This is a genomic window from Stenotrophomonas sp. Marseille-Q4652 (genome assembly GCF_916618915.1).
Taxonomy (GTDB): domain Bacteria; phylum Pseudomonadota; class Gammaproteobacteria; order Xanthomonadales; family Xanthomonadaceae; genus Stenotrophomonas.
In genome coordinates this window covers 1,617,147-1,635,088 of the sequence record NZ_CAKAKE010000001.1, presented here as the reverse complement: position 1 = coordinate 1,635,088, position 17,942 = coordinate 1,617,147, and the positions used below count along the sequence as shown (strand labels likewise).

General features: G+C 68.3%; 14 protein-coding genes. 9 read left to right on the top strand and 5 right to left on the bottom strand.

Annotation, left to right across the window (positions count from 1 at the left end):
• The first annotated feature begins 275 nt into the window (after positions 1–275).
• Together gpmA and LG380_RS07645 are read left to right on the top strand one after the other, a co-directional pair.
• The gene (gpmA, locus tag LG380_RS07650; protein ID WP_225764363.1) at positions 276–1,025 is read left to right on the top strand and encodes a 2,3-diphosphoglycerate-dependent phosphoglycerate mutase; all 750 of its coding nucleotides are present in this window, start codon (positions 276–278) and stop codon (positions 1,023–1,025) included.
• 202 nt (positions 1,026–1,227) lie between these two features.
• Positions 1,228–3,309 carry a M13 family metallopeptidase gene (locus LG380_RS07645; RefSeq protein WP_225764362.1) on the top strand — a complete coding sequence of 694 codons (2,082 nt, stop codon included), beginning with the start codon at positions 1,228–1,230 and terminating at the stop codon, positions 3,307–3,309.
• A 103-nt stretch (positions 3,310–3,412) separates the two neighbouring features.
• Here LG380_RS07645 and LG380_RS07640 read toward each other — a convergent pair whose 3' ends face one another.
• From LG380_RS07640 to rlmJ, 4 genes are all read right to left on the bottom strand, one after another.
• Positions 3,413–3,970 carry an HD domain-containing phosphohydrolase gene (locus LG380_RS07640; RefSeq protein WP_225766523.1) on the bottom strand — a complete coding sequence of 186 codons (558 nt, stop codon included), beginning with the start codon at positions 3,968–3,970 and terminating at the stop codon, positions 3,413–3,415.
• Positions 3,971–4,096: 126 nt separating this feature from the next.
• Entirely contained in the window at positions 4,097–7,579 is a 3,483-nt protein-coding gene (gene mfd / locus LG380_RS07635; protein ID WP_225764361.1) for a transcription-repair coupling factor, read from the bottom strand.
• Positions 7,580–7,715: 136 nt separating this feature from the next.
• Positions 7,716–8,264, bottom strand: coding sequence for a GNAT family N-acetyltransferase (locus LG380_RS07630; RefSeq protein ID WP_225764360.1), 549 nt, complete (start codon positions 8,262–8,264; stop codon positions 7,716–7,718).
• Between the two features lie 117 nt (positions 8,265–8,381).
• Positions 8,382–9,239 (bottom strand): 23S rRNA (adenine(2030)-N(6))-methyltransferase RlmJ, encoded by an 858-nt coding sequence (gene rlmJ, locus LG380_RS07625; protein ID WP_225764358.1) that lies wholly within the window; start codon positions 9,237–9,239, stop codon positions 8,382–8,384.
• A gap of 35 nt (positions 9,240–9,274) precedes the next feature.
• Between rlmJ and creB the strand changes: the two genes are divergently transcribed.
• The 7 genes from creB to LG380_RS07590 all read left to right on the top strand — a co-directional run bounded on the left by creB (position 9,275) and on the right by LG380_RS07590 (position 16,972).
• Positions 9,275–9,979, top strand: coding sequence for a two-component system response regulator CreB (gene creB / locus LG380_RS07620; RefSeq protein WP_225764356.1), 705 nt, complete (start codon positions 9,275–9,277; stop codon positions 9,977–9,979).
• A gap of 16 nt (positions 9,980–9,995) precedes the next feature.
• The gene (gene creC / locus LG380_RS07615) at positions 9,996–11,435 is read left to right on the top strand and encodes a two-component system sensor histidine kinase CreC (protein ID WP_225764354.1); all 1,440 of its coding nucleotides are present in this window, start codon (positions 9,996–9,998) and stop codon (positions 11,433–11,435) included.
• Between the two features lie 81 nt (positions 11,436–11,516).
• The gene (creD, locus tag LG380_RS07610) at positions 11,517–12,845 is read left to right on the top strand and encodes a cell envelope integrity protein CreD (RefSeq protein WP_225764352.1); all 1,329 of its coding nucleotides are present in this window, start codon (positions 11,517–11,519) and stop codon (positions 12,843–12,845) included.
• Between the two features lie 8 nt (positions 12,846–12,853).
• Positions 12,854–13,255 carry a hypothetical protein gene (locus LG380_RS07605; RefSeq protein ID WP_225764350.1) on the top strand — a complete coding sequence of 134 codons (402 nt, stop codon included), beginning with the start codon at positions 12,854–12,856 and terminating at the stop codon, positions 13,253–13,255.
• A gap of 86 nt (positions 13,256–13,341) precedes the next feature.
• The gene (locus tag LG380_RS07600; protein ID WP_225764349.1) at positions 13,342–14,928 is read left to right on the top strand and encodes a M20/M25/M40 family metallo-hydrolase; all 1,587 of its coding nucleotides are present in this window, start codon (positions 13,342–13,344) and stop codon (positions 14,926–14,928) included.
• A 138-nt stretch (positions 14,929–15,066) separates the two neighbouring features.
• Complete coding sequence (gltX, locus tag LG380_RS07595) at positions 15,067–16,470, top strand: glutamate--tRNA ligase (RefSeq protein ID WP_225764348.1); 1,404 nt, start codon at positions 15,067–15,069, stop codon at positions 16,468–16,470.
• A gap of 16 nt (positions 16,471–16,486) precedes the next feature.
• Positions 16,487–16,972, top strand: a complete 486-nt coding sequence (locus LG380_RS07590; protein ID WP_225764347.1) for a transcriptional repressor — start codon at positions 16,487–16,489, stop codon at positions 16,970–16,972.
• A gap of 44 nt (positions 16,973–17,016) precedes the next feature.
• Here the strand turns inward: LG380_RS07590 and LG380_RS07585 are convergent, their stop codons facing one another.
• Positions 17,017–17,922 carry a hypothetical protein gene (locus tag LG380_RS07585; protein ID WP_225764346.1) on the bottom strand — a complete coding sequence of 302 codons (906 nt, stop codon included), beginning with the start codon at positions 17,920–17,922 and terminating at the stop codon, positions 17,017–17,019.
• Between the last annotated feature and the right edge of the window lie 20 nt (positions 17,923–17,942).

Here is a 17,942-nt window from a genome sequence, read left to right as displayed (position 1 = left end):
TGGCCGATGCATCCCCTGGCCTTAAGTGCGCATCCCCATGCGCCTGTGCCCCGATCCATCACTTGTGTGATCGGCTTCTGACCTTATTACACGCACTGCAGCATTACAAACCGTGATTGATTTCTCGGTTGGACAACTTGCGCGTTTTCCGCGGTTGTGGATCAGGTCTGCCGGGCCAATCGGTCAGCCGCTGGCCTGCCTGGCGTCGCGGACACGGTCGATGACGTCGAACCGTTACAATTCCACGCCTCATGCCCGATCCCGGAGACCCTGCAGTGACCCGTAAACTCGTACTGTTGCGCCACGGCCAGAGCCAGTGGAACCTGGACAACCGCTTCACCGGCTGGGTGGACGTGGACCTGACCGAGCAGGGTCGTGCCGAGGCCGCTGCCGCCGGCCGGATGATGAAGAAGGAGGGGCTGCAGTTCGATTTCGCCCACACCTCGGTGCTCAAGCGCGCCATCCACACCCTGCAGGGTGCCCTGGCCGAGCTGCAGCAGGACTGGCTCCCGGTAAACAAGAGCTGGCGCCTCAACGAGCGACACTACGGCGGCCTGCAGGGCCTGGACAAGGCCGAGACCGCGGCCAAACACGGCGAGGACCAGGTCAAGATCTGGCGCCGTTCCTATGACATCCCGCCGCCGGCAATGGACCTGGAGGATCCGGGCCATCCGGTGCATGACCGTCGTTACGCCAGTCTGGACCGCAATGCGCTGCCGGCCACCGAGTCGCTGGCCACCACGCTGGAACGCGTGCTGCCGTACTGGCATGACGCCATCGCCCCGCAGCTGAAGCAGGGCAGCACCGTGCTGGTCACCGCCCACGGCAACTCGCTGCGTGCGCTGTACAAGTACCTCAACAACGTCGGCAAGGATGAGATCCTCGAGCTCAACATCCCGACCGGTATCCCGCTGCTGTTCGAATTGAATGACGACCTGAGCGTGCAGTCGTTCCGCTACCTGGGCGATCCGGAAGCAGCCAGGCGCGCGGCCGAGGCCGTGGCCAACCAGGGCAAGGCGAAGTAACAGCATCACCCGATCCAACAAAAAACCCGGCCTGGGCCGGGTTTTTTGTTGTCTCTGCCAGGAGGCCCGACATGCGCGGTCGGCCCGTGCACGCCGGGTGCCGCTGCGCATGACCTTTGGGCTATCCGCTGCCGTTTCCCATCGCCTACCCTCGCAGGCCTCGCGTTCAACGCGTGATTTTCCTGCCTGGCTGGAGCCTCCAATGTCATTCCGCAAACTCGCCCCCCTGACCCTGGCGGTCGCCGTTGCCGCGTCGCTGCCGGCCTGCAGCAAGACCGAAGCCGCTGCCGGCGACAAGCCGGCGTTCGACCTGTCGCAGGTCAAGACCCCGCTGATCTCGCTGGAGGTCGCCGACCTGGATCCGTCGGCAAACGCCTGTACCGATCTCAATGCCTTCGTCAACGGCAAGTGGCTGGCGGCCAACCCGGTGCCGGGTGACCAGGTGACCTGGGGCAGCTTCGAGATCCTGCGCGAGCGTTCGCTGGAAGTGCAGCACAAGCTGGTCGAGCAGGTTGCCGCCAACAAGGCCAAGGCCGGTTCGACCGAGGCCAAGATCGGCGACATCTGGAACACCGGTACCAACGAGGCCGCGATCGAGGCTGCCGGCATCGCACCGCTGCAGCCGGCGCTGGAGCAGATTGCCGCGCTTGACGATGCCGCCGCGATCAGCCACTACCTGCGCGACAGCTACGCCAAGGGCCAGGGCTTCCTGTTCTCGCTGTTCGCCAATGGCGACTACAAGGACTCGGGCACCGTCATCGCCTACGTCGGCCAGGGTGGCCTGGGCCTGCCCGAGAAGGATTACTACTTCGACGAGTCGCAGGCGGCCATCCGCGAGGCCTACGTGGCCTACATCGAGCGCCTGCTTGCCCTGTCGGGCGTGGACCCCGGACAGGCCAAACAGCAGGCGCAGGCGGTGATGGAGTTCGAGACCCGCCTGGCCAAGGCCTCGCTGTCGCGCATCGAGATGCGTGACCCGTCCAGGCGCTACAACCCGGTCAGCGCCGCCGAAGCCGACAGGCTGACCCCGAACTTCAGCTGGACCGCGCTGTTCGACACCCTGCAGGTGCCGGCCAAGGACAAGTTCTCGCTGGCCCAGCCGGAGTTCTTCGCCGAGGTCGACAGGATGCTGGCCGACGTGCCGGCTACCACCTGGCAGGCCTACCTGCGCTTCCACGTCGTGGACAACGCCGCGCCGTACCTGAGCAAGGATTTCGAGCAGGCCAACTTCGACTTCTACAGCAAGACCCTGCGCGGCCAGCAGGAAATGCAGCCGCGCTGGAAGCGGGTGCTCGAGGCGGTCAACGGCAGCATGGGCGAGGCGCTGGGCCAGCTGTACGTGGATGCGGTGTTCCCGGCCGAATCCAAGGAGCAGATGCAGCACCTGGTCGAGAACCTGTCGACCGCGCTGAAGGCGCGCCTGGAGACCCTGCCGTGGATGGGCGAGGAAACGAAGAAGAAGGCGCTGGAGAAGTGGGCCAGCTTCAACCCGAAGATCGGTTACCCGGACAAGTGGCGTGACTGGTCGGGCCTGCAGACCAGCGGCGACAGCTACCTGGCCAACATCCAGGCCGCGCGTGCGTTCAACTACCGCTACATGCTCGACAAGATCGGCAAGCCGGTGGACCGCACCGAGTGGGGCATGACCCCGCAGACGGTCAACGCCTACTACAACCCGACCAAGAACGAGATCGTGTTCCCGGCCGCGATCCTGCAGCCGCCGTTCTTCGACGCCAAGGCCGACCCGGCGCTCAACTACGGCGGCATCGGCGCGGTCATCGGCCACGAGATGATGCACGGCTACGACGACTCGGGCAGCCAGTTCGCCGCCAACGGCAACTTCGACAACTGGTGGACCGATGCCGACCGCAGCGCCTTCACCAGCCGTGCCGACCAGCTGGTGGCGCAGTTCGACGGTTACGAGGCGATCCCGGGGATCAACGTCAAGGGCAAGCTGACCCTGGGCGAGAACATCGGCGACCTCGGCGGCCTGACCGTGGCCTACGACGCGCTGCAGATGGCGCTCAAGGAAGACCCGTCGAAGAACGTGGAAGTCGATGGCTACACCCAGGACCAGCGCTTCTTCATGAACTGGGCCACGGTGTGGCGCCGCAACTTCACCGACGGCGAGCTGCGCGTGCGCCTGAACACCGATCCGCATGCCCCGGCGAACTTCCGTGCCAACGGTGCGCCGTCGAACATGCCGGCCTTCGCCGCCGCATTCCAGTGCAAGGCCGGGGACCCGATGGTCCGCGCCGAGGACCAGCGCGTGGTGATCTGGTGACTCGCCAGCGCAACGTTGCAACAGCGAAAGGCCCGGCATTGCCGGGCCTTTTCCTTTCCTGTCGGTGCAGTGAGGCGGTGGCCGGGCGGACCGGCGACCCGGCTCAGCCGGCCTGCAGCAGTCCGGTGAACTCGTCGAACAGCCGCGGGTCGATCAGGCGGCCGGATTCGGCCGACAGGATCTCCAGTGCCGCGGACGTGGCCATCGGGCGGCGGTAGGGGCGGGTGGAGGTCAGCGCGTCGTAGCCATCGACGATGCACAGGATCCGCGCCTCGATGGCGATTTCCTCGCCGCGCAGGCCATCGGGATAACCGCGGCCGTCCCAGGCTTCGTGATGCTGGCGGATCAGCCGGCCAACCGGCACCGCATCCTCGCGCCCCGTAGCCAGGAATACCTCCTCGCCGCGCAACGGGTGGCTGCGCATGACCTCGCGTTCGGCCTCGTCCAGCCGCGCCGGCTTGAGCAGCACGGCATCGGGGATGCCGATCTTGCCGATGTCGTGGAAGCGCGCGGCCAGGGCCAGGTGGCCCAGCGCGGCATCGTCCAGCCCGCAATGGCGGCCCAGGCGGAAGGCGAGCCGGCTGACCCGGTCGCAGTGGTGGTCGGTGTCGGCGTCACGCAGTTCGAGCGTGGTGGCGAGCGCGACAAGGGACGCCGACAGGTCACCAGGGGCGCAAGCTCGGCGGCTGGGGTGGGGGAAAGCATGGGGATGTGCGCGCCGGAACCGGCGCGGTACTGCGGTGGGGGCCGCTGTTGTCTTGCCCCCACCGTCCTCACGCAAACCCTTTCAGCGCGATGGCGTCCCGCCCGGCGCCAGTGTGGTCAGCAGGGCGCGTGCGGCGTTGAAGCGGTCCTCGGGCTCGGGCAGGGGGTGCTTGATGCGCAGCTTGTCCGGCCCGTCCATCTGGTAGAGCCGGGGCTGCTTCTGGATCATCGTGATCACCGCCATCGGGTCGACGTTGGGCTGGGCGGCGAACACGATGCGACCACCGGCTTCGCCCAGCTCCAGCTTGGTGATGCCCAGTGCGTCGGCCTGCAGCTTGAGCTCGGCGATCGCGAACAGGTACCTGGCCGGATCCGGCAGCAGGCCGAAGCGATCGATCATCTCCACCTGCAGCTCGCGCAGCGCCGCGCTGTCACGCGCGCTGGAGATGCGCTTGTACAGGGTCAGACGGGTGTGCACGTCCGGCAGGTAGTCCTCCGGAATCAAGGTCGGCACGTTGAGGGTGACCTCGGCGCCGCGCGGCTCCTCGCCGATGTCCACGCTGGTGAGCTTGCCCGAGCGGATCGCACGCACCGCGCGCTCCAGCATCTCGGTGTACAGGCTGAAGCCGATCTCGGCCATCTGCCCGCTCTGGTCCTCGCCCAGCAGCTCGCCGGCGCCGCGGATTTCCAGGTCGTGGGTGGCCAGGGTGAAGCCGGCGCCCAGTTCGTCCATCGAGGCAATCGCGTCCAGACGCTTGTGCGCATCGGCGGTGATCGAGCGCTTGTCCGGCGGCACCACCAGGTAGGCGTAGGCGCGGTGGTGCGAACGACCGACGCGGCCACGCAGCTGGTGCAGCTGGGCCAGGCCGAACTTGTCGGCGCGGTTGATGATGATGGTGTTGGCGTTGGGGATGTCGATGCCGGACTCGATGATGGTCGAGGCCAGCAGCACGTTGAAGCGCTGCTTCTGGAAGTCGAGCATCACCCGTTCCAGCTCGCGCTCGGGCATCTGCCCGTGGGCCACGCCGATGCGCGCCTCGGGCACCAGCTCGGACAGCTCGCGCTGCATCCGGCCCATGCTTTCCACGTCGTTGTGCAGGAAGTACAGCTGGCCGCCGCGCGAGAGCTCGCGCTGGAAGGCCTCGCGCAGCAGCGCCGGATCCCACGGGGTGATGAAGGTCTGCACCGCCAGCCGGTTCGGCGGCGGGGTGGCGATGATCGACAGGTCGCGCAGGCCGGCCATGGCCATGTTGAGCGTGCGCGGGATCGGCGTGGCGGTCAGGGTCAGCAGGTGCACGTTGGCGCGCAGCGCCTTGAGCGCTTCCTTCTGGCGCACGCCAAAGCGCTGCTCCTCGTCGACGATGACCAGGCCCAGGTCCTTGAACTTCACGTCCGGCTGCAGCAGGCGGTGGGTGCCGATGATCACGTCGATCGTGCCTTCGGCCACCTTCTCCAGCTCGGCCTTGATCTCCTTGGTCGACTTGAAGCGCGACAGCACCTCGACCCTGATCGGCCAGTCGGCGAAACGGTCGCGGAAATTGCGGTAGTGCTGTTCGGCCAGCAGGGTGGTGGGCACCAGCACCGCCACCTGCTTGCCGCCGCTGGCCGCGGCAAACGCGGCGCGCACGGCAACCTCGGTCTTGCCGAAGCCGACGTCGCCGCAGACCACGCGGTCCATCGGCTGGCTGCTGGCCAGGTCGCGCAGGGTCGCCTCGATCGCGGCCAGCTGGTCGGGGGTTTCCTCGAACGGGAAGCCCGCAGCGAAGGGCTCATACATCGCCCGGTCCACCTGCAGCGCCAGCCCGGCACGCGCACGGCGGCGGGCCTGGATTTCCAGCAGCTCGGCGGCGACGTCGCGCACCTTCTCCGCCGCCTTGCGCTTGGCCTTGGTCCACTGCTCGCCGCCGAGCGAATGCAGCGGTGCGGTCTCGGCCGATGCGCCGGAGTATCGGCTGATCAGGTGCAGCTGCGCGACCGGCACGTACAGGCGGTCGCCCTTGGCGTATTCGATCTCGAGGAATTCGCCGGGCATGCCGCCCACATCCATCGCGATCAGGCCGCGGTAACGGCCCACGCCGTGGTCCTCGTGGACGATGGGCGCGCCTTCGGTCAGCTCGCCGAGGTCACGGATGATCGCTTCGGGTTCGCGGCCGGCGCGGCGCTGGCGGCGCGGCTGGCCGGCACGCTCGGGGAACAACTGGCGCTCGGTCAGCACCGCCAGCGGCGGCGTGTCGATGGCAAAGCCGTCTTCCAGTACCGCCACGGTGATCGCAAAGCGTTCCTTGCCGGCGAGGAACGCTGGCAGATCGGGCACCACCGGTGGCTTCAGGTCGGCGGCCTGCAGCACTTCCAGCAGGGCCTCGCGGCGTCCCGGCGAATCGGCGGCGACCAGCACCCGGCCCGGGTAGTGGCCGAGGAAGGATTTCAACGCTTCGCCGGCCGGGGCGTCCTTGGCGGCGACCGGCAGCGGCGGCAGCGGCTGGTCGCCCAGCGGCTGCGCCTCGTCCAGGCGCGCGTGCTCCGGTGGCCACACCTCGATGCGCGGCACGCGGTTGAACTGCTCGCGCAGCGTGTCCGGGCTCTGGTACAGCTCTTCGGGCGGCAGCAGCGGGCGCTCGAGGTCGTGGCGGCGCTGCTCGTAGCGGTTCTGGGTCTGGGTCCAGAACGCGTCGGCGGCGTTGGATACGCCCGGCGTCACCACGGTCAGCACGCCCTCGCCCAAGTAGTCGAACAGGGTGGCGGTCCTGTCGAAGAACAGCGGCAGGAAGTACTCGATGCCCGAGGGCAGCACGCCGGCCTTGAGGTCCTGGTACAGCGGACTGCGCCGGGTATCGACGTCAAAGCGCTCGCGCAGCGCAGCCATCACCTTTTCCAGGGCGGCATCGTCGGACGGCACTTCGCGACCGGGGAGCATCTTCACCGCCGGCACCTTGTCCAGCGAGCGCTGCGATTCGGGGTCGAATTCGCGGATCGAATCGATGTCCTCGTCCAGCAGTTCCACGCGCAGCGGCGCGTCGGCGCCCATCGGGTAGACGTCGAGCAGGCCGCCGCGCACCGCGAAATCACCCGGGTCCATCACCTGCGGCACGTTGCGGTAGCCGGCGCTTTCCAGCCGGCGCTTCTCCGCCTCCATGTCCAGGCGCTGGCCAACCTTGAGGTCGAAGCTGCCGCCGACGATGTACTTCAGCGGGGCCAGGCGCTGCAGCAGGGTCTGCACCGGCAGCACCACGATGCCGCGCCTGAGGGTGGGCAGGCGGTGCAGTGCGGCCAGGCGCTGGCTGATGATGTCCGGGTGCGGGCTGAACTGGTCGTAGGGCAGGGTCTCCCAGTCGGGGAACGGCACCACCGGCAGGTCGCCACGCTCGCCGAGCAGGGTCTGCAGGTCGCCGGCGAGCTGGTGCGCGCCCTGGTTGTCGCGGGCGACCACCAGCAACGGGCCATCGTGCGCCTCGGCGGCGCGGGCGACGTACCACGCCAGCGCGGTCGGCGATGCGGGAGCGCGCCACCAGGCGCGGAGCTGGCCGGAACGCGGCAGCGGCGGAGAGGGGAAGTTGGAAGACGTCATGAACCGCCGATTTTATCGTGGCGGTTGTCAGCGGCGCGAATACACCGCGGTGGCGTCGGATGGCAGGGACCGGGGCCTACGCGGCCGTGGACGGTCAATCAGGTCGGGTGCCGTCGCAAGGACGGCACCGCCAGGCTCAGGTGTCGAGCTCGAGCACCATCCGCACCAGCCCGGGGGCCGCGGCGGGATGGTTGTCCGCGCGCTGGAAGCCCAGCGACTGCGCCAGCTGCATCATCGGCACGTTGTCCTCGGCGACGTAGCCGTACAGGCGGTCCAGGTACTTGCCGCGCGCCCACTTCACCAGCTTGCGCATCAACTGCCGGCCCAGGCCCTGGCCCAGCAGGAAGCGGCTGACCAGGATCGCGTACTCGGCCTCGCGGGTGCCGGGGATGATCGAGGCGCGGGCAATGGCGCCGACCACGGCCTCGCCCGGCGGCAGCGGCTCGGCCGCGACCAGCGAGATCTCGGTCTTGGGATTGGGGTGGGTCAGGCGCTGGGCCGTCTCGTCGGACAGCTCGTTGACCGACTGCAGGAAACGGTCGCGCACCTCTTCCGGCCCGAACAGGCTGAAGGCGCCCTGCAGCGGGGCACTGTCCTCCGGCCGGATGGGACGGATCAGCAGCTCGCGGCCGCTGGGGGCTTTGAAGTTTTCATGCCAGGGCGGCATGCGGTTGCGGGTAGCCATGTCCGACACTCCTCGGAAGTCGGAAGATTCTGTCATTCATGTTGAAGTCTGCCGTGAACGGCAGTTATGTCGCAGTCAAGACCGGCGACCCAGACCCCATCAGCGGCCCGGGCCTGTTCAGGCCGGCTGCTTGAGCCACTCCAGCCGGGTGGATGCCCCCTTCTCCCCCAGATGGGTCTTCAGCGCCGGCATGGCCGGAGCCAGGACCCTGTCGAACTGGTACGGAGGGTTCAGCAGCAGCATTCCACTGCCGTTGAGCCGCAGCGGCGAATCGTCCGGGCGGACCAGCAGTTCCACCAGCAGGGCCGACTTGATCGGCAGGGCCGCGGCCTTGCGGAAGAAGTGCAGGATGCTGCGGCGCTGCTTGATCGGGAACCACACCGCGCAGGTGGCCTGCGGCCAGCGGGTCAGAGTTTCGCCCAGGGCGGCAAGGATGCGCGGGTATTCGGCGTCCTGGACCTCGTAGGGCGGGTCGATCAGGACCAGGCCGCGGCCGATCTTGGTGCCGTTGACCTTCGGCGGCAGCAGGGCGCGGATCATGGCGTAGCCATCGCCCGGGTGCACGCCGACGCGGCCGTCATGCTCGAACAGCGCCTTGAGCGCGGCCGCTTCCTCTTCCTGCAGCTCGCAGGCGGCCATGCGGTCCTGCGCGCGCAGGGCCTGGGCCACCAGCAGCGGCGAGCCGGGGTAGGCCACCATCGCGCCGACCGGGTTGTCGGCCTGCACCGCCTTGAGGTAGCGCTCGACGAGCTCCGGCAACTGCGGTTGGGCCATCAGCCGCATCACCCCGTCCTCGGCCTCCAGCGTCTTGCGGCTTTCCTCGCTGGACAGCAGGTAGCGGCCGCGGCCGGCGTGGGTGTCGAGCACGAAGAACGGGCTGTCCTTGCGCTTGAAGGAGTCGACCAGCGCGAGCAGGACGATGTGCTTGAGCACGTCGGCATGGTTGCCGGCGTGGAAGGCGTGGCGGTAGTTCATGGCCGGCAGTGTACGGGGGGCGCCGGGTGCCGGCTATGCTGGTGCGCATGACATCCCCCGTTGCCAACGTACTGGTGGTCGAGGACGAGGCCGCCATCGCCGACACCGTGCTCTACGCGCTGCGCAGCGAAGGCTATGGCGCCCGCCACTGCCTGCTCGGCCGGCAGGCGCTGGAGCTGCTGGAAGAGGGCGGATTCGAGCTGGTGGTGCTGGACGTGGGCCTGCCGGACATCAACGGCTTCGAGGTGTGCCGGCAGTTGCGCGGTTTCAGCCAGGTGCCGGTGATCTTCCTGACCGCCCGCAACGACGAGATCGACCGCGTACTCGGCCTGGAGCTGGGCGCGGACGACTACATGGCCAAGCCGTTCTCGCCGCGTGAGCTGGTGGCGCGGGTGCGGGCGCGGCTGCGGCGCCAGGTTGCCAGCCCGGCCGGGGACGACGGCTGGCGCCAGCACGGTGTGTTCGCCATCGACCGCGAGGGCCGGCGCATCCGCTACGGCGAGACGCTGCTGGAGCTGACCCGCTACGAGTACGCGGTGCTGGCCGCGCTGCTGCAGCGCCCCGGCGCCATCCTCAGCCGCGCCCAGCTCATGGACCGCGGCTGGGACGCCGAGGCCGACAGCGCCGACCGAACCGTCGACACCCACATCAAGACCCTGCGCGCCAAGCTGCGCGCGGCCGGCGCGGTGGGTGACCCGATCCAGACCCACCGCGGGCTTGGCTATGCGATCCACGCCTGAGCTACGGCGCTGACCCATGCGCCTGGGCCTGAAACTGTTTCTCGGCTTCTTCCTGATCGTGGGCATTGCCGCGTTCTTCGTGATGCGCGTGTTCGTCAACGAGATCAAGCCCGGCGTGCGCCAGGCCATGGAGTCGACCCTGGTCGATGCGGCCAACGTGCTGGCGCAGCTCGCCGCCGACGACCTCAAGGCCGGGACGATCAACGGCGGCCGCTTCGCCAGCCAGGTGGCGCTGGCCCAGCAGCGCGACCCGAAGGCGCTGGTGTGGAGCTTCCCCAAGCGCAGCGTCGATTACCGGGTCACCATCACCGATGCGCGCGGCATCGTCGTCTATGACTCGCGCGGGCGGGACCTGGGCCGCGACAACTCGCGCTGGAACGACGTCTACCGCACCCTGCGCGGCGAGTACGGCGCCCGCTCCAGCCCGGTGCAGCCGGGCGACGACCACAACACCGTCATGCACGTGGCCGCGCCGGTGTTCGATCCGGACGATGGCCGCACCCTGATCGGGGTGCTGACCCTGGCCCAGCCCAACCAGAGCATCGAGCCGTTCATCACGGCCAGCCAGCGCGCGATCATGCAGCGCGGCGCCTGGCTGATCGGCCTGTCGGCGCTGATCGGGATCCTGATCACGGCCTGGCTGATGCGGGGCATCGGCGGGCTGAACCGCTACGCCCAGGCGGTCAGCGCCGGAGAGCCGGTGCCACCGCCGCGGCCGCGTCGCGACGAGATCGGCGACCTTGGCCGCGCGCTGGAAACCATGCGCCGCAAGCTCGAGGGCAAGGCCTACGTCGAGCAGTACGTGCAGTCGCTGACCCACGAGATGAAAAGCCCGCTGGCGGCAATCCGCGGCGCAGCCGAACTGCTGCAGGAGCCGCTGCCCGAAACCGAGCGCGCCCGCTTTGCCCGCAGCATCGTCGAGCAGCAGCAGCGCCTGACTGGAACCATCGACAAGCTGCTGGCGCTGGCCGAGGTGGAACAGCACGGTTGGCTGCAGCGCCGCGAAATGGTGGACGTGGACGCGCTGTGCCGCGAACTGGCCGCGGAGTTCGCCCCGCGTCTGCAGCACGCTGGCCTGCAGTTGCAGTGGGTATCCCCCCCAGCCAATGTGCAGGTGCGCGGTGATGCCTGGCTGCTGCGCCAGGCGCTGTCCAACCTGCTGGAGAACGCGATGGCGTTCTCGCCGGCCGGTGGAAGGATCGCGCTGTCGGCGCAGGCCAGCGATGGCCGGCTCAGCCTGGTCATCGAGGATGAGGGCCCAGGCGTGCCCGATTACGCGCTGGGCAAGGTGTTCGACCGCTTCTACTCGCTGGCGAGGCCTGGCAGCGGCCAGCGCAGCTCCGGGCTGGGCCTGCCGTTCGTGCGCGAGGTCGCGCGCCTGCATGGCGGCACTGCGCGGCTGGAGAACCGCGAAACGCCCGGGGCGCGCGCGCTGCTCGAACTGCCGCTGGCCTGACTTCACATTCGCTTCAAATCCGGCTCAAACCTTCCACACGATCCACAGCGACCCTGCCGTCCTCCCAAACGAGGACCCGACATGAAATCGCTGAAACTGCTGTTGCGCCTCGCCGTCGTCGGCGGGCTGATCCTGTTGCTGCTGATCCCGCTGGCGATGATCCGCGGCACCATTGCCGAGCGCGAACGCTACCGCGACCAGGCCCAGTCGCGGGTCGCGCAGAGCCGGGCCGGCGAGCAGTCGCTGGTAGGGCCGGTGCGGGTACTGCCGTGGACCCAGCACAGGGAAGTGGAAGTGACCGATCCGCGGGGCATGCGCAAGACCGAGCTGCAGCTCGAGCACGGTTACGAGCTGCAGATGCCGCGACGGCTCAAGGTCGATGGCCAGCTGCGCCCGGATGAGCGCCGTGTCGGCCAGTTCCGGGTGCCGGTCTACAGCTGGCAGGCAAAGGTGCAGGCCGAGTTCGACGACCTGCCGTACCGGGCCGAGGCCGGTCGCGTTTATGGCCAGCCCTACCTGGCGATCGGCATTGCCGACGTGCGCGGCCTGGTCGGCACGCCCAACCTGCGCGTGGACGGGCAGGCGCTGCAGCTCGAGCCCGGTTCGCTGGCACTGGAGCGGGCCTACAAGGGCCTGCACGCGAATCTGGGTGCGCTGGACAACGAGTACGAAGGCGCGCTGGCCGGTGGCCGCAAGGTGGAGCTGGAGTTCGTGCTCGATGGCACCCGTTCGCTGGCGGTGGTGCCGGTCGGCGACGACACCCGCGTCGCACTGGACTCCAGCTGGCCGCATCCACAGTTCGGCGGCAGCTTCCTGCCTTACGAGCGGCAGGTGGACGGCAGCGGCTTCAAGGCGGAGTGGGCGGTGTCCTCGCTGGCCTCGGCCGCGCAGTCGCAACTGCGCGCCGCACTGAAGGGTGGCTCGGCGGTGGAGAGGCTGCAGGTATCGCTGGTCGATCCGGTCGACGTGTACACCCAGGCCAACCGCGCCACCAAGTATGGCCTGCTGTTCGTGGTGCTGACCTTCGTCGGCTTCGCCCTGTTCGAGCTGATCAAGCAGCTCAGGATCCACCCCCTGCAGTACCTGCTGGTCGGCCTGGCGCTGGCGCTGTTCTTCCTGCTGCTGCTCAGCCTGTCCGAGCACATCGCGTTCTGGCAGGCCTACGTGGTGTCGGCGCTGGCCTGCATCGGGCTGCAGGGCTTCTACCTGGCCGGGGTCCTGCACAGCCGCCGGCGGGCTGCCGGCTTTGCCACGATGTTGACTGCGCTTTACGGCGTGCTCTACGGCCTGCTGGTATCGGAGGACAACGCGCTGCTGATGGGCTCGCTGCTGCTGTTCGGCATCCTCGCCGCGATCATGTGGGTCACCCGCAAGGTCGACTGGTACGAAATTGGCTCGGGGCTGCGCTGAGGCCGGCCATGCTTGACCTGGCCTCGTTGCATCGCCGTGCCAGCCGCGTGCTTCCCGCCGCACTGCAGACCTCCGGGCTGCTGCTGCGGGAAGCCACGCCGGCGCGGATCGCCCGGTTGCTGCTGCCGCTGGGGCATGACCGCCGCGGCAGCCTGCGCTTCGTACTGGCCGCTGCCACCCTGGAGCGGCTGGCCCACTCGCCTGGCGCCTGCCTGCAGCAGGCGCGGCAGCCGCGTGACCGGGCGTGTCCCGGTTACGGACCTTGGCAGGCGTACGGGCAGGGCCGGGGCCTGCGTTACGTCAGCCAGCGCGGCGATGGCCACGCGGCCCTGTGCCTGCTCCCGGCGCGGCGGCTGCTGGTCTATGCCTGGGACGACCGGCGGGCAATCCGGCAGCTTGACCGTGACTGATGGGGGGGGAGGGGGGCCGGAGGGCTGGCTAGACTCGGGGGTTTGCAGTGGGGAAGACCTCGGGGGAACGCGTGATCAAGCAATGCATGTTGGTGGCCTGCATGGGCCTGGGTGGGCTGTTGCCCGGTGTCACGCTGGCGCAGGAGCCGGTGGACCTGGACATGGTCAGCCGCATCCGCCAGGAGGCTTTCCATCGCTCGCAGGTGATGGACCACCTCAGCCACCTGACCGAGAACATCGGTCCGCGCCTGACCAACTCCCCGTCCATGGCCAAGGCCAACGACTGGGCCGGCTCCAAGTTCAGGGAGTGGGGCCTGGCCAACGTGCACAACGATGCGTTTGCCGATTTCGGCCGCGGCTGGGAGTTCACCCACGCCAGCGTCGAGATGATCGGTGACCGCGTGCTGCCGCTGCACGCCCTGCCCAAGGCCTGGACCCCGGGCACCGACGGCACCGTCGAAGGCGAGCTGGTCCGCGTCAACATCAAGAAGATGGCCGACCTGGAGCAGTACAAGGGCAAGCTGGGCGGCAAGATCCTGCTGCTGGGCGACGCCCGCGAGTACAAGCGCGGCACCGAGGCGGACAGCCACCGCCACGACGCGACCTCGCTGGAAGGCCTGCAGGAGTTCACCGTTCCCAGGACCGCCAATGCCGATCGCGCCAAGCGTCTGAAGGAGTTCAAGGAGCGCCAGGAACTGGGCCGCGCGATCAACGAGTTCTTCGTCGCCGAGGGCGCGCTGGCCGCGATCTCGATCTCCGGCTGGGACAACGGCATCATCCGCGTCGCCGGGGGCGGTTCGCGCAAGGCCGGTGAGTCGGCCGGCATCCCCGAGCTGGCGATGATCGCCGAGCACTTCAACCCGCTGGTGCGCTCGCTCGAGGCCAAGGAAACCATCAAGCTGCGCGTGCGCGTGGATGCCCGTTTCACCGACGAGGCCGACCAGCCGGGCTACAACACCCTCGCCGAGATCCCGGGCTCCGGCAGCAAGGCCGGCGAGATCGTCATGCTCGGCGCGCACATGGACTCCTGGCACACCGGTACCGGTGCGGCCGACAACGGCGCCGGCGTGGCGGTGATGATGGAAGCCATGCGCATCCTCAAGGCCGTCGGTGCCAAGCCCAGGCGCACCATCCGCGTGGCGCTGTGGAGTGGCGAGGAGCAGGGCCTGATCGGCTCGCAGGACTACGTGTCCCGCACCTTCGCACGCTACCCGGAACCGACCGACCCGGCGCAGAAGGCGCTGCCGGCCTCGCTGCGCGAGCCCACCGGCGCACTGCAGAAGATGCGGGATTACGACAGGTTCTCGGCCTACTTCAACATGGACAACGGCTCGGGTCGTTTCCGCGGCATCTACGCACAGGAGAACATGGCGGCCATGCCGATCTTCGAGGCCTGGCTCAAGCCGTTCCATGACGTCGGCGCGACCACCGTGGTCACCCGCAACACCGGCTCGACCGACCACATCAGCTTCGACCGCGTCGGCCTGCCGGGCTTCCAGTTCATCCAGGACCGTCTGGACTACTTCTCCAACGTCCACCACAGCCACCTGGACACCTGGGACCACGCCGAGCCGGAGGACCTGAAGCAGGCCGCCGCGATCGTGGCCAGCTTCGTCTACCACGCCGCCATGCGTGAGGAGAAACTGCCGCGCAAGCCGCTGGCGACCCCGTAAGGGAGCCACGGATCCACCACGACGGGCCGGCGCAAGCCGGCCCGTTCCGTTTCCGGAACCCGGTGGCGCCTGGCCGGGGCAGGCAGGGCGGGGCGGGGGCGGGTAAAATCGCCGGATATTTCCGCATCCGAGCGTTCCATGACCTGCCGCACCCGCTTTGCCCCCAGTCCCACCGGTTACCTGCACATCGGCGGCGCCCGTACCGCGCTGTACTGCTGGCTGGAGGCACGCCACCGCGGCGGCAAGTTCGTGCTGCGCATCGAGGACACCGACCGCGAGCGCAGCACCCAGGCCGCGATCGACGCCATCCTCGAGGCGATGGACTGGCTGGGCCTGGACTACGACGAAGGCCCGATCTACCAGACCGACCGCGTCGCCCGTTACAGGGAAGTGGCCGAGCAGCTGATCGCGCAGGGCAAGGCCTACTACGCCTACGAGACCAAGGAAGAGCTCGACGCCATGCGCGAGGCCGCCATGGCCAGGCAGGAAAAGCCGCGCTACAACGGCGCCGCGCGCGAGCTGAACCTGCCGTACCGAGACGACCCGAACCGGGTGATCCGCTTCAAGAATCCGCTTGACGGCGTGGTCGTGTTCGACGACCTGATCAAGGGCCGCATCGAGATCGCCAACAGCGAGCTCGACGACATGGTGATCTTCCGCCCGGACGGCTACCCGACCTACAACTTCGCGGTCGTGGTCGACGACTGGGACATGGGCATCACCGAGGTCATCCGCGGCGACGACCACATCAACAACACCCCGCGCCAGATCAACCTGTACGAGGCCATCGGCGCGCCGGTGCCAAAGTTCGGCCACATGCCGATGATCCTGGACGAGCAGGGCGCCAAGCTGTCCAAGCGCACCGGCGCGGCCGATGTCATGCAGTACAAGGACGCCGGTTACCTGCCCGACGCGCTGCTGAGCTACCTGGCCCGGCTGGGCTGGTCACATGGCGACCAGGAGCTGTTCAGCCGCGCTGAGCTGATCGAGCTGTTCGACGTCACCCACTGCAATTCCAAGGCCTCGCGCCTGGACATGGCCAAGCTGGGCTGGGTCAACCAGCATTTCCTCAAGACCGAGGACCCGGCCAGCATCGCCCCGCACCTGGTCTACCAGCTCCAGAAGCTGGGGCTGGACGTGGCGGCCGGCCCGGCGCCGGTGGACGTGGTCATCGCCCTGCGCGAGCGCGTGCAGACCCTGAAGGAAATGGCCGAGAAGGCAGTGGTCTGGTACACGCCATTGACCGAGTACGACGAAACCGCCGTGGCCAAGCACCTCAAGGCTGCCGCCCAGGCTCCGCTGGCCAAGGCCCGCGAGTTGCTCGCGGCCCTGCCGGAGTGGACCGCCGAAGCCGTGGGCGTGGCGCTGCATGACGTGGCCGCCGCGCTGGAAACCGGCATGGGCAAGGTCGCCCAGCCGCTGCGCGTGGCCATCACCGGCACCCAGGTCAGCCCGGACATTTCCCATACGGTTTACCTGGCCGGTCGCGAGGAAGCCTTGAAACGCATCGACGCGGCACTCATCAAGGTTGCACAGGGCTGATATCCCGGGAGTCGCAATGTCCAACCCGCACGGCTGCACCGCACCCCACCACCACGTCGACGACGCCGCTGCGTTCGTCACCGTGGTGGAGCGCGTCTGCATCGAGCGCGGGCTGCGGCTGACCCCGATCCGCGCCAACGTGCTGCGGTTGATCGCCGAGGCCGGCAAGCCGGTCAAGGCCTACGAGCTGCTGGAACTGGTGCGCGCCGGCAAGAGCGTCGGCGCCGATGCCCCGCCCACGGTGTACCGCGCGCTGGACTTCCTGATGGCCAACGGCTTCGTGCACAAGCTGGCCTCGGTCAACTCCTTCGTCGCCTGCCACCACCCGTCCAGCCACCAGCACTCGGTGCCGTTCCTGATCTGCGACCGCTGCCACAACGCGGTCGAGCTGGAAGACCGCGACATCGTCAGCCAGCTGGAGAAGCGGGCCAAGGAGCTGGGCTTCAGGCCGCAGGCGCAGACCCTGGAAGTGCACGGGCTGTGCGCGGACTGCGCCGGCTGACACAGCCAGGCGTGAAGGGTTACTGCTGGTAGGTTGCGCGGGCTTCAGCGGGCCAGGGCGGCCCGCAGCCGTTCCACCCCGTCGACGTTGGGCCATCCCTCGAATGTCTGCACGACCTCGGCGCCCTTCATCAGGTAGAAAGTTGGGGTGTCCACGCTGGTGATCGGCTTCCAGTCATCCCGGCTGTACATGCGCTGCATCGGCAGCTCTGGATGCGAGCGGTTCCAGTCAAGCATGCCTGTTCCCGGGAAATGTCCGCCGGCCGGCACCAGCAGGAGCATGCGTTCGCGCAGCCAGGCCAGGCTGTTGCTGGACGTGATCTCTGCCAACGCGGCGGCCGAGAAATGACATGCCGGATGCACCACGGCAATGACCTGCAGGCGGCCCGGCACCGGTGTCCAGTTACTCACGACTGCCTGGCTGGCGTTCTGCAGCGACAGCAATCGCCACGGTCCGTTTCCGGCGGGGACGGGATCCGGCGTGATCTGCGGCAACGCGGGTCTATCCCCGTCTTCCACCTTTTCCAGCAGGACGTTGGCTTCGGCAAAACGCGCCATGGAGATGAGGGCTTCGGCGTAGCTGCGGGTGTGGAAGTCCGTTGCGGCGCCGGCCCGCGCAAACTGCCGGTACAGGCAGCCGAGGGCATCCGTGTCGGCTGCCGAAAGCGAATAGAACTGGGCAAGCCAAGTCGCCCTGAACAGGTCATCGGCCCGCACCGCATCGGCAACCGGGTGCGAACAGGGGTCGAGATTGCCAACCAGGCTGCGATATCGCTCAACAACGGTGGACGCACGCTGTTGTCCGGTTTCCTCGCGCAACTGGAAGTTCAGCGCCATCAGTTCGCTGTACAGCGGCCCGCCCTCCCCGACAGGCTGGGCTGCAGCCGCGCCGTGGACCAGCAGGGATCCCACACAGAATATTGCGGTGCGGATCAGGTTCCTGATTTGCATCAGCGCTCTCTCCTGGATGG

Excerpts from the sequence above, each read along its gene's own strand:
- LG380_RS07645 (WP_225764362.1), top strand. The coding sequence starts at position 1,228 with ATGTCATTCCGCAAACTCGCCCCCCTGACCCTGGCGGTCGCCGTTGCC.
- mfd (WP_225764361.1), bottom strand. The coding sequence starts at position 7,579 with ATGACGTCTTCCAACTTCCCCTCTCCGCCGCTGCCGCGTTCCGGCCAG.
- LG380_RS07630 (WP_225764360.1), bottom strand. The coding sequence starts at position 8,264 with ATGGCTACCCGCAACCGCATGCCGCCCTGGCATGAAAACTTCAAAGCC.
- rlmJ (WP_225764358.1), bottom strand. The coding sequence starts at position 9,239 with ATGAACTACCGCCACGCCTTCCACGCCGGCAACCATGCCGACGTGCTC.
- creB (WP_225764356.1), top strand. The coding sequence starts at position 9,275 with ATGCTGGTGCGCATGACATCCCCCGTTGCCAACGTACTGGTGGTCGAG.
- creC (WP_225764354.1), top strand. The coding sequence starts at position 9,996 with ATGCGCCTGGGCCTGAAACTGTTTCTCGGCTTCTTCCTGATCGTGGGC.
- creD (WP_225764352.1), top strand. The coding sequence starts at position 11,517 with ATGAAATCGCTGAAACTGCTGTTGCGCCTCGCCGTCGTCGGCGGGCTG.
- LG380_RS07605 (WP_225764350.1), top strand. The coding sequence starts at position 12,854 with ATGCTTGACCTGGCCTCGTTGCATCGCCGTGCCAGCCGCGTGCTTCCC.
- LG380_RS07600 (WP_225764349.1), top strand. The coding sequence starts at position 13,342 with ATGTTGGTGGCCTGCATGGGCCTGGGTGGGCTGTTGCCCGGTGTCACG.
- gltX (WP_225764348.1), top strand. The coding sequence starts at position 15,067 with ATGACCTGCCGCACCCGCTTTGCCCCCAGTCCCACCGGTTACCTGCAC.
- LG380_RS07590 (WP_225764347.1), top strand. The coding sequence starts at position 16,487 with ATGTCCAACCCGCACGGCTGCACCGCACCCCACCACCACGTCGACGAC.
- LG380_RS07585 (WP_225764346.1), bottom strand. The coding sequence starts at position 17,922 with ATGCAAATCAGGAACCTGATCCGCACCGCAATATTCTGTGTGGGATCC.